This is a genomic window from Staphylococcus sp. HMSC034G07 (assembly GCF_001835975.1).
Lineage (GTDB): Bacteria > Bacillota > Bacilli > Staphylococcales > Staphylococcaceae > Staphylococcus > Staphylococcus ureilyticus.
On the sequence record NZ_KV826609.1, the window covers coordinates 310554 to 323633 of the forward strand.

A 13080-nucleotide genomic window follows, 5' to 3' on the forward strand; every position below is an offset into this window, starting at 1 on the left:
TTTACCACATATGACCACGGTTAGACGAACAAAAATTTATAACTGTAGTAAAACACGGTTCAAATATAATTTGATACTTGCAATTTATCAAGATTTATATAAGAATAACTAATGTATAGTTTTAAAAACGAACGTACGTTTGTAGGAGGGCGAAACGATTGGCAATGAACAAACAAAATAATTATTCGGATGATTCCATTCAGGTTTTGGAAGGGCTAGAAGCCGTTAGAAAAAGACCTGGTATGTATATTGGTTCTACCGATAAAAGAGGATTACATCATTTAGTGTATGAAGTTGTCGATAATTCCGTCGATGAAGTATTAAACGGCTTTGGTAATGAAATAGCAGTTACAATAAATAAAGATGAAAGTATTACTATAGAAGATGATGGACGTGGGATGCCGACTGGTATTCATACATCGGGCAAACCAACTGTTCAAGTAATATTTACAGTACTTCATGCAGGCGGTAAATTTGGACAAGGTGGATATAAAACTTCAGGAGGTTTACATGGTGTAGGTGCATCAGTCGTAAACGCATTAAGTGAATGGTTAGAAGTAGAAATTTACAGAGATGGTGCTATTTATAAACAACGATTCAGTCAAGGTGGTATACCAGCTACAGGCTTAGAAAAACTAGGGAAAACTAAAAAAACAGGTACTAAAGTTACCTTTAAACCAGATGCTGAAATTTTCAAATCAGCAACCTCTTTTAACTATGACGTGCTAAGCGAACGTTTACAAGAATCAGCATTTTTGCTTAAAAATCTTAGAATTACGCTTAAGGATTTAAGGTCTGGTAAAGAAAGAGAAGATGTATTCCACTATGAAGATGGCATTAAAGAATTTGTAAGTTATGTAAATGAAGGTAAAGAAGTGTTACATGATGTAGCAAATTTTGTTGGAACTGCTAATGGAATAGAAGTAGAGGTCGCATTTCAATATAATGATCAATATTCGGAGAGTATCTTAAGTTTTGTCAATAATGTACGTACTAAAGATGGCGGTACGCATGAAGTTGGCTTTAAAACAGCCATGACGAGAGTATTTAATGACTATGCTAGACGTATAAATGAATTGAAAGAAAAAGATAAGAATCTAGATGGTAATGATATACGTGAAGGTTTGACAGCGATTATTTCTATTCGTATTCCAGAAGAATTATTACAATTTGAAGGACAAACTAAGTCTAAGTTAGGCACGCCTGAAGCAAGAAGTGCAGTAGATTCTGTTGTATCTGAAAAATTACCTTATTATTTAGAAGAAAAAGGACAATTGTCAAAAGCACTCGTTAAAAAAGCATTAAAAGCCCAACAAGCAAGAGAGGCAGCACGTAAAGCAAGAGAAGATGCGCGATCTGGTAAGAAAAATAAGCGAAAAGATACGTTGTTATCAGGAAAATTAACACCTGCACAAAGTAAGAATACAGAGAAAAAAGAACTGTATTTAGTTGAGGGTGATTCAGCTGGCGGTTCTGCAAAATTGGGACGTGACCGCAAATATCAAGCGATTTTACCATTAAGAGGTAAAGTTATAAACACTGAAAAAGCACGTTTAGAAGATATTTTTAAAAATGAAGAGATTAACACGATTATCCACACAATAGGTGCAGGTGTAGGTAATGAATTTAAATTAGAAGATAGCAATTATAACCGCGTCATTATAATGACAGATGCTGATACTGATGGTGCGCACATTCAAGTGCTTTTACTAACATTTTTCTTTAAATATATGAAACCTTTAGTAGAAGCAGGAAGAGTATTTATAGCCTTACCGCCATTATACAAACTGGAAAAAGGTAAAGGTGCTTCTAAGAAAATAGAATATGCATGGACAGATGAAGAATTAGAAAAATTACAAAAAAAATTAGGTAAAGGATTTAGTTTACAGCGCTATAAAGGTTTAGGTGAAATGAACGCTGATCAATTATGGGAAACAACGATGAACCCAGATACAAGAACGTTGATTCGAGTACAAGTTGATGATGAGTTACGTTCATCGAAACGCGTAACAACTTTAATGGGAGACAAAGTAGCTCCTAGACGTGAGTGGATTGAAAACCACGTTGAATTTGGTCTTCAAGAAGATCAAAGTATTCTGGATAACAATGAAATTCAAATACTAGAACAGGATTATTCTGATGAGGAGGAAATGAATTGAGTGAAATAATTCAAGATTTGTCGCTGGAAGATGTTATTGGCGACCGATTTGGTAGATATAGTAAATACATCATTCAAGAGCGTGCATTACCAGATGTTCGTGATGGGCTTAAACCTGTTCAAAGACGTATTTTATACGCTATGTATGCTAGTGGTAATACATTTGATAAAAATTTCCGTAAAAGTGCAAAAACAGTCGGTGATGTCATCGGACAATATCATCCGCATGGTGATTCATCTGTATATGATGCGATGGTTCGATTAAGTCAGGACTGGAAATTGCGACATGTTTTGATAGAAATGCAAGGTAATAATGGTAGTATCGATAACGATCCAGCAGCAGCTATGCGTTATACAGAAGCGAAATTAAGCAGAATTTCAGAAGAGCTATTAAGAGATATTAATAAAGAAACAGTGCCATTTATGCCTAACTACGATGATACGACAATGGAACCTATGGTTTTACCAGCTAGACTGCCACATTTGTTAATTAATGGAAGTACAGGCATATCTTCAGGTTATGCTACGGATATACCACCACATAATCTCGCTGAAGTTATTCAAGCAACATTGAAGTATATAGATAACCCAAATATCACAGTAAGCCAGTTGATGAAGTATATCAAAGGTCCCGATTTTCCTACTGGTGGTATTATTCAAGGAATAGACGGTATTAAGAAAGCGTATGAAACCGGAAAAGGTAAAATTGTTGTGCGCTCTAAAGTTGATGTTGAAGAATTAAGAAATGGTAGAAAAGAACTCATCGTTACTGAATTACCTTATGAAGTTAATAAAAGTGCACTTGTTAAAAAGATGGATGAACTGCGAGCAGATAAAAAAGTAGATGGTATTGTAGAAGTACGTGATGAAACTGACCGTACAGGGTTACGTATTGCCATCGAATTAAAGAAAGATGTTAATAGCGAAGCGGTTGCTAATTATTTATATAAAAATACAGACTTACAAGTGGCATATAATTTTAATATGGTAGCAATAAGTGATGGTCGACCGCTTCTTATGGGTATTCGTCAATTTATAGACAGTTATCTCAATCATCAAATTGATGTAGTTACAAAGCGTACACGTTTTGAATTGGATAATGCAGAGAGTAGAATGCATATTGTAGAAGGTCTCATGAAGGCTTTGTCAATTTTAGATGAAGTTATTAAGCTCATTAGAAATTCAAAAAATAAAAAAGATGCTAAAGATAATTTAGTTTCTGAGTTTGATTTTACAGAAGCACAAGCTGAGGCGATAGTTACGTTGCAGTTATATCGTCTGACAAATACAGATATTGTACAACTACAAGAAGAACATGATGAATTAAAAGCTAAAATTGCACATTTAAAAAATATATTAGATAATCATGATGCTTTGTTAAATGTTATTAAGGAAGAATTGAGCGAAATTAAAAATAAATATAAACAACAACGTTTATCTTCTATAGAAGCTGAAATCAGTGAAATTAAGATTGATAAAGAAGTTATGGTGCCAAGTGAAAATGTGATTATGAGTATTACGAAACATGGTTACATTAAACGAACATCGTTACGTAGCTTTAATGCAAGTGGTGTAGAGGAGCTAGGTGTGAAAGATGGCGATGCAATGCTCAAATATCAAGAAGTCAATACATTAGACACAGCATTAGTATTTACGAATAAAGGCAGACATCTTTATATTCCAGTTCATAAACTTTCAGAGATTAAGTGGAAAGATTTAGGACAGCATGTATCACAGATTGTACCCATTGATGAAGGCGAGCATGTTATCGATGTTTACTGTGAAAATGATTTTAGACCAGACGCATTTTATATTTTAGCTACGCGCAATGGCATGATTAAGAAAAGCAATGTCTCTATGTTTAAAACATCAAGATATAACAAACCACTTGTTTCTATGAAGCTAAAAGATAATGATGAAGTGATAAATGTAATGAGATTAGATGAACCACAAGCGATTACCGTTTTAACACACAAAGGTATGTCATTAACTTACAGTAGTGAAGAGTTATCAGATACAGGACTTAGAGCCGCTGGTGTTAAATCGATTAACCTTAAAAGTGAAGACTTTGTTGTCTTAACCCAAATCGTTAATGAAAAAAATACGATCTTGATGGCAACACAACGAGGTTCATTAAAACGCATAGGATTCAATATTTTACAAAATGCCAAACGTGCACAACGTGGTATTACTTTATTAAAAGAGCTTAAAAAATCACCGCATCGCATCGTAGCAGCTAACGTTGTGCAGCCAGATCATACGATTTATACAATATATTCAAAACAACATGAAGAAAGTGGCAATATTAAAGATATTCATTTATCAGAACAATATACTAATGGCAGCTTTGTAGTAGATGTTAAAGAGTTTGGCGACGTTGTTAGTATGATTGTTAAATAACTTTAATTTTAAAATTTTGTTAGTAAATACAACAATATAATGATAAAATACCTATAAGGTGTAACAAAAATGAAGCAAGAGATTTATAGTAATGTGAAAAAGTTTAGTGCAAGGCGTAATGTTTTATACTGAACTGATTCATTCATTTTCATGTCTACATAAGCATTGAATTTTGTTTATAAACATGAATGCGACTATAAATCTCTTGATTTTACTATGAAAATTAAATTGTATAGATGAGAGGGATTAAATTGAGCAATTTTGATAGTTTGATTCCGGATTGGTTCAAAGCATTTGTTCAAGTCGGGAATGATTTAATCTGGTCACAATACTTAATTGGACTATTAATCACAGCAGGTATATTTTTTACTATTGGATCTAAGTTCGTACAATTAAGATGGATACCGGAAATGTTTCGAGCAATTGGAGAAAAACCTGAAACGTTAGAAAATGGGAAAAAAGGTATTTCACCATTCCAAGCATTCGCGATTAGTGCAGGTTCTCGTGTTGGCACAGGTAATATAGCCGGTGTTGCGACAGCAATTGTATTAGGCGGTCCTGGTGCAGTATTCTGGATGTGGATTATTGCTTTTATCGGAGCAGCCAGTGCATTTATTGAAGCAACGCTTGCGCAAGTGTACAAGGTACCTGATGAAGAAGGTGGTTATCGTGGAGGACCAGCTTATTACATAACTAAGGGACTCAATCAAAAATGGTTAGGCATTGTATTTGCGGTGCTAATCACAGTGACATTTGCATTTGTTTTTAATACAGTACAATCAAACACAATAGCTGAATCATTAAAAACGCAATATAATGTAAGTCCTATTATAACGGGTGTAATCTTAGCTATTATTACTGCTATTATTATATTTGGTGGGGTAAGAAGTATTGCAACATTATCTTCGATTATTGTACCTGTGATGGCAATTATATATATAGGATTAGTTGCTGTAATATTAATATTTAACTATGATCAAATCATACCGATGATTGCAACTATAATTAAAAATGCATTTGGATTTGAACAAGCAACGGGAGGCGCGATTGGAGCAGCCGTTCTGCAAGGTATAAAACGTGGCTTGTTCTCAAACGAAGCTGGTATGGGTTCTGCGCCAAATGCTGCTGCTACTGCTGCAGCGCCACATCCAGTTAAACAAGGTTTAATCCAATCATTGGGCGTATTTTTTGATACGATGCTAGTATGTACAGCAACGGCGATCATGATTTTATTATATACAGGATTAGAATTTGGAGAGAATGCAGCACAAGGCGTTGCAGTTACACAATCAGCTTTAAATGAACACTTAGGTAGTGCAGGCGGTATTTTCTTAACGATTGCTATCACTTTATTTGCATTTTCTTCGGTTATTGGTAATTACTACTATGGTCAATCGAACATGGAATTTTTATGGGAAAATAAAACAGTATTATTTATTTTCAGATGTTTAGTTGTTGTACTTGTCTTCGTCGGTGCTGTTGTGAAAACTGAAACGGTATGGAGTACAGCAGATGTGTTTATGGGTCTAATGGCCATCGTTAACTTAGTTGCTATTATTGGTTTATCTAACATTGCTTTTGCAGTTATGAATGATTACCAACGTCAACGTAAAGCTGGCAAAAAACCTGTATTTAAACCTGAAGAGTTAGAAATTAACTTGTTTGGTATTGAGAGTTGGGGAATGAAGAAGAAATAATTGTATTTAAACATTAATGCAAAGATTTGAATTTTCTTCAACATCATTATCATAGTTTCTTTAATAATAATTCATATATAAGCAGTAATATAAAATGGATGATAAACATTTGATTTTATATTACTGCTTTTTAATATACATTTTTATATTTTAGTATAATATACTTATATCGTATTAATACATATTGTTCGTTGCTATTATTATGGATGTTTAGTTAATTTTTAATAAAACATGGCAAAATATATGTTTGGTAAATGGTCATTGTGTTATGATTAACATTAGTTATTTTAAATATTGAACGTTATGTATTGTATTACAAAGGTGCATTATTTTTTGCTATGCGCTAAATAAACAATATATTTTGAAAAATAAGGTTTGGTGATGTTATGTCAAATGAAGATAATTTAAAACAAGAAACGACATCTAAGGAAAATAGATTAAAACTAAGTTTCCCTGAAACACGCTTTATGAAATTTTTAGGTGGCAAAGATTTAGTTTTTGCTTTGCTTATATTAATATTTATTGGCTGTGCTATTTTTATATTTGATCAAGTTTCTTATATTTTTAAACCATTTATAATTGTTTTTAATACAATTGTAGCACCGATTATTGTATCGATTATATTATATTATTTATTTAACCCATTAGTTAATTTGATGGAACGGTATAATATTTCAAGACTTTGGGGTGTAATCATATTATTCTTAGTCATTATTGGTGTTATTGCGCTAGCAATTAATTTATTAATACCTGTAATTGGTGCTCAGTTTAAAAGTTTTGGAAATAACTTCCCGTACTATGTAGATAAGGTTAATAAATTTATAGATAGTGTAACGAAATACTCTTTAATTTCTAATTTTTATGGTCAAATTCAAGATCAATTAGATTCATTGGCTAAAAAATTACCTTCAATGGTGTCTGATTACTTTAATGGTTTTGGTTCTAAAGTTAAAAATTTTGCTGAAGCATTAGTGAATGTTGGTGTGGTAATTGCTACAACACCATTTGTTTTATTCTTTATGTTAAAAGATGGGCACCGCTTCAAAGAGTTTTCAACAAACTTAATGCCCCCTAAATTTAGAAAAGACTTTCATGATTTGTTAGATAAAATGAGTCTACAAGTTGGTTCTTATATCCAAGGACAAATTATTGTATCGTTTTGTATTGGTATATTATTATTTATCGGATATAGTATCATCGGTTTAGACTACAGTTTAATTTTAGCTTCAATAGCTGCAGTTACTAGTGTTGTTCCATATATTGGTCCAACGATTGCGATATCACCAGCAATTATTATTGCTTTAATTACTTCACCAATTATGTTGTTGAAGTTAGTGATAGTTTGGACGGCTGTCCAATTTATTGAAGGGCATTTTATTTCTCCAAATATCATGGGTAAAACATTGAAAATTCACCCACTTACAATTATATTTATCTTATTAAGTGCAGGTAATTTATTAGGTGTTGTCGGTGTCATTTTAGGTATTCCTGCTTATGCAATATTGAAAGTACTAGTTTCACATTTATATACAATGTACAAACGTCGTTATAACAAATATTATGGTGATGATGCAGGAGAATATGAAATTACTTCTGATGAAGAAATTCGTAAAAGTTAAATTATAAATAATGTACGACAGAGGCTGGGACAAATTAATTGTCTCAGCCTATTATCATAACCGAAGTGGAATGACACGTTGTTAAGTGAATTGATATATTAAGATACTTTTTATTGTTGTGCATATAAAATGAAAGTATGTGTATATTTTTTGTAACTGAGTGTGTGGTCTAACAATATTGTAATATTTAACTCGTATAAAAATTATTTATAAAAAATAAAAATTGTGCTATATTTTAAATGTTATATGAATATAGAAAAGTGATGTGAACACATGTCAAAGAAGCTAGTAAATAAAATATTAACGATAATGAAAGTTTTATTTGCACTTTCATTATTTATATTTGTTGTTTTTACTTTATATAAAGAACTAGCAAATATAAATTTAAAAGAAACGATTCATTCTATAAAAGATATTAATAGTGTATGGTTGGTTGTGCTTTTTTTGAGTGGTGGTCTAGCCATACTGGTATTATCAATGTATGATGTGATTTTAGCTAAAGTTTTACACTTGAAGATATCTTTAGTTAAAACCGTACGTATAGGATATATTGTAAATGCTTTGAACGCAGTATTGGGCTTTGGAGGATTCATAGGAGCGAGCGTAAGATTTTTATTATATAAAGATACTACAGAAGATAAAAAAGCATTACTGCATACTATTTCTATTGTTTTAATCTCCATGTTGACGGGTTTAAGTATGCTTTCTATTTTAGTAGTATTTCATGTGTTTGATGTTAGACATGTATTTAGTCCGTTCCCTTGGGTTAGATGGTTAATGTATGTTGTTGCGTTGTTTTTGCCTATTTTTATTTTTATTACAATTTGGAAACCAGTAAATAAAGAAAGTAAATTGACTGGAATTTATTGCACCATTGTTTCTAGTATTGAATGGATGATTGCTGCTGCAGTATTATATATGGCATTATTAATTGTTGGTATACAGGTGCATTTCTCTGTATTTATGGGAATATTTATCATTGGTGCATTATCAGGGTTAATCAGTTTTATTCCTGGAGGATTTGGTACATTTGATTTGGTACTATTACTAGGATTGAAAAGTTTAAATATTCCAGAAGAAAAAATTGTTTTAGCTTTATTGCTCTACAGGTTTGCTTATTACTTATTTCCTGTTTTAATTGCCCTTATTCTCTCAACGTTTGAATTTAGAAATACGGCAAAACGTTATTTGGATGATTCTAAAATTATGATACCTGTGAAAGATATGTCATCACTTTTAGCATCTTATCAAAAAGATATCTTAACTAGGATACCAGCATTTTCCATTGCATTGTTACTTTTATTTACGAGTGCTTTATTTTTCTTTAATAACATTACAATAATTTATGATGGGTTATATAGTAATAACCATGCGTTTTATTATATTATCGCTTCTATTCATACATGTGCATGTCTATTACTATTATTAAATGTGATAGGTGTATATCATTTATCTAAGAGAGCACTTTTGTTTGCAATTTGTTCAATCATTATCATATTTAGTGTCACTGTTTATACTTATCCTTCTTTGGTACTTTTAGGTTGGTTAATTACTATGTTTGTAATGCTCGCTGTATTTTATAGAAGTGCACGTGTCATAAAGCGTCCGTTTAGATATACGAAACTATTGTCTAGTGTAATTATTGGGGCTCTTGTGTTATTCATTAATCATGTGTTTATAAAAAATACATTTTACACTTTAGATATTTATCATATAGAAGTAGATACGTCTCTTTTAAGATATTATTTTTGGTTCACGATTATTACAGTAGCAATTATAGTTAGTGTTGTTGTGTGGTGGTTTGAAGCAAGATTCAAATCTGCAGGCAGCGGTCAAAAACTAGAACAATGTGAAACGATTATTCAGAAATTTGGTGGAAATTATTTAAGTCATCTCATATACAGTGGTGATAAGAAGTTTTTCTTTAATGAACAACAAGACGCATTTGTGATGTATCGTTATAAGAGGAATGCCTATATTGTTTTAGGTGACCCCATTGGAAATAGCGCTTCGTTCCATGAGTTGCTCGAAAGATTTTATAATGAAGCTCAATATTTAGGTTACGACATTATTTTCTATCAAGTCTCTGATAAATATATGTCAATTTATCATGATTTTGGAAATCAGTTTTTTAAATTAGGCGAAGAAGCCATTATTGATTTATCAACTTTCACTACTTCAGGTAAAAAGAAGCGTGGTTTACGTGCTACTTTAAATAAGTTAGATGATTTGGGGTGTACTTTTGAGATATTAGAACCTCCTTTTTCAAAAAACGTTTTTGATGAATTAAAACAAATAAGCGATGATTGGTTATCAGGCTCTACAGAAATGCAATTTTCAGTAGGACATTTTAGTGAACATTATATATCGAAGGCGCCGATCGGAGTTATTAAAGATAAAGAGAATGCTATAATTGGTTTTTGTACATTTATGCCTGTTAATGATAATTCAACTGTGTCTATTGATTTAATACGTTGGAAATCAGATACCTCCTTACCTCTGATGGATAGTTTATATCTTCATATGCTGTTATGGGCTAAGGCAAATGAGTATCAATACTTTAATATGGGCATGGCTACACTGTCTAATGTGGGTAAAGTACCTTTTTCTTTCTATAGAGAAAGACTTGCAGGTAGAGTATTTGAGCATTTCAATGGATTATATAGATTTCAAGGATTAAGACGTTATAAAGAAAAGTTTAATCCCAATTGGCAGCCAAGGTTCTTAGTGTATCGTAAAGATAACTCATTGTGGGTAAGTATGACAAAAGTCATGCGTGTAGTTAGAAAAAAATAATAAAACAAAACAACCAACAATCCCGTTAATGATTGTTGGTTGTTTTTTGGAGTTATAGTTTTTAATGGTTTTTGTAGTTAACGCCGGAGAAGTTATTAACTACTTTTTAATAAACTAACGATATACTTTCTAAATATCATTTTGACTCTAACTATATTTATGAATTTCTAGTTACCCCTTTGTTCAAGGTGTATTTATAATATATCATCATTAGAAAACGCTTTCAACATCATGATATCATCTTATTTGAATAAAAATTGACATTTTATATAGTTGGTTTCTTTTTGAAATATAATTGTATTTTTTCACTGTAGTAACATTAGCTTTTTGAATTATTTTCATTTGTTATATTATTAATATACATTTAAAATTTCAATATAATGTAGTAATATGTAAATATTAATGTTTGCAGAGTGAACAATGGGGTGGGAAAATGAAAAAAGTTATAATTAGTCTGGTAATCGTGATGCTTTTAGTTGCGTTAACACTCTCAATTAAATCGTTATATGATAACATACATACAAATTACAAAGGTTCAAATCAATCTGCTCAAAACGAAAAATTTAAACAGAAGAAAAAGAACAAGTATAAAATGCCTGAGATCAATGTTCTGTCACAACAATTCAGTGAAAATTTTATGAATAGTGATGTAAGAAATCATTATATGCACGTTTCTAAAGGCATGGACAAACGCAAAGTTGAAACATACTTTGGTGATAGTGAAAAAACAATACAAATTGCTAATATGAAAGCACATAAATATGGTGACATGGCTTTTTTATTCAAAAATAATAAAGTTCAACGAATTTTTGTTGTACCTGATAATGTTACTATTGAATCATTTTCGCAAGTACATGGTTATAGAGTACACAATAATCACAATGGTACGATGATATACGATGATAATCCATCCAATTATTTCTCTGTTAAAGTATATTTTGATTCAAATAAAAAGGTGAAAGCAATAGAGAATATAGATCAAGTGTCTACTATAAAATAAATTTATAATGTGAGAAAATAAAAATTTTATTATCAGCATAAAGGGCTTATCCGAACTACTGGATGAGTCTTTTTTATTTGAATTTTACGATATGACAGAAATATATTTTAAAAACATAATGAGGTAAGCGCTAAATAAAAATTTGTATAAGTACGAATTTAATATAACTGATTTCAACTGCTTATATAATTATTTAATAGAAAAGTTAACGCTAATTTTTTGATCATAAAATAAAAAATTATTTATACTGCTGATTTGATTACTATAAATTATCGTTTTCGTTTTATATAAATAAATTAAAAAAATATAGAATATTAAATATTACAATAATTAAATTTTCAAATAAACTATCAAAATATAAATGATTATGATAATATGAAAACGGTTACAAAAATAGAGGTGATTTTTATAGTAACAATTAAAGAAGTAGCTAAGTTAGCTGGTTGTTCAGTAGCAACGGTATCTAGAGTGATAAATAATAATGGATATGTCAAAGCTCAAACAAAAATACAAATTGAACGTGCGATTCATGAGCTTAACTATCAACCTAATGAAGCAGCACGTACATTATATAAACGTAAGTCAAAAATGATTGGCTTATTATTACCAGATATCAGTAATCCTTTTTTTACACTTATAGCAAGAGGTGTTGAAGATATAGCGCTTGCGCACGGTTTTCAAGTTTTAATTGGAAATAGTGACAACGATGTTGATAAGGCGAAAGAGTATTTATTCACTTTCAATGCTTATAATTGTGTAGGAGTTATTGCAACAGCATTTGCTGATGATCAAATTGAAAAGCTATTACTGTCACAAGGTATTCATTATGTATTTGTAGATCGTGTTGAAAATGAAGGTAATGGTATTTCTATGAATCATTTTGAAGGCGGACAATTACAAGCTCGACTTGTGTTAGAAGGTAAACCAAAAAATATTTTGATCCTCCATTTAGATTTGAATATACGGGCATTTAAATTAAGGACAGATGGTATTAAACAAGAATTGAATAACTATAATGTGAGCTATTATGATTGCTCAGCAGAAACATTAAATAATAAAAGTGCATTTATTTCATTAATTAAAGATTTACAGATTGATAGTATTATATGCAGCAATGATGTACTGGCAATTGAAACGATGGGCCTTGTTCAACAATTTCAATTGAAAGTTCCCGAGGATATTCAAATTGTGGGCTATGATAATATACCTTTTTCTGCAATGACGTTTCCTCAAATTGCAACTATTGATCAGTCCGCATATTTTTTAGGGCAGCAAGCGGTATCAATTTTATTAAAGTTAAATAAAAATTCTATAATTGAACAACAAGATAATAGGTTAAAGTTATCAATTAAACGCAGAAATAGTATTAGATTTAAGTAGTAATGTGTAACGGGTTACATAAAATAAGAT

General features: G+C 31.1%; 7 protein-coding genes. All 7 read left to right on the plus strand.

Going from position 1 to position 13080, the window contains the following annotated elements:
* Positions 1–164: 164 nt before the first annotated feature.
* The 7 genes from parE to HMPREF2586_RS09530 all read left to right on the plus strand — a co-directional run bounded on the left by parE (position 165) and on the right by HMPREF2586_RS09530 (position 13050).
* Entirely contained in the window at positions 165–2159 is a 1995-nt protein-coding gene (parE, locus tag HMPREF2586_RS09500; RefSeq protein ID WP_164987281.1) for a DNA topoisomerase IV subunit B, read from the plus strand.
* Positions 2156–4558, plus strand: a complete 2403-nt coding sequence (gene parC / locus HMPREF2586_RS09505; RefSeq protein ID WP_070037774.1) for a DNA topoisomerase IV subunit A — start codon at positions 2156–2158, stop codon at positions 4556–4558. The genes parE and parC overlap by 4 nt, the downstream gene beginning before the upstream one ends.
* A 251-nt stretch (positions 4559–4809) precedes the next feature.
* Complete coding sequence (locus HMPREF2586_RS09510; protein ID WP_046208551.1) at positions 4810–6255, plus strand: glutamine transporter AlsT; 1446 nt, start codon at positions 4810–4812, stop codon at positions 6253–6255.
* 386 nt (positions 6256–6641) lie between these two features.
* The gene (locus HMPREF2586_RS09515; protein ID WP_070658483.1) at positions 6642–7874 is read left to right on the plus strand and encodes an AI-2E family transporter; all 1233 of its coding nucleotides are present in this window, start codon (positions 6642–6644) and stop codon (positions 7872–7874) included.
* A 273-nt stretch (positions 7875–8147) separates the two neighbouring features.
* Positions 8148–10670: a bifunctional lysylphosphatidylglycerol flippase/synthetase MprF gene (gene mprF / locus HMPREF2586_RS09520; protein ID WP_070658485.1), complete on the plus strand. Its 2523-nt coding sequence runs from the start codon at positions 8148–8150 to the stop codon at positions 10668–10670.
* 433 nt (positions 10671–11103) lie between these two features.
* On the plus strand, positions 11104–11670 hold the full coding sequence (locus tag HMPREF2586_RS09525) for a hypothetical protein (RefSeq protein ID WP_070658487.1): 567 nt from the start codon (positions 11104–11106) through the stop codon (positions 11668–11670).
* 375 nt (positions 11671–12045) lie between these two features.
* Positions 12046–13050 (plus strand): LacI family DNA-binding transcriptional regulator, encoded by a 1005-nt coding sequence (locus HMPREF2586_RS09530; RefSeq protein WP_070658489.1) that lies wholly within the window; start codon positions 12046–12048, stop codon positions 13048–13050.
* Positions 13051–13080 lie beyond the last annotated feature (30 nt).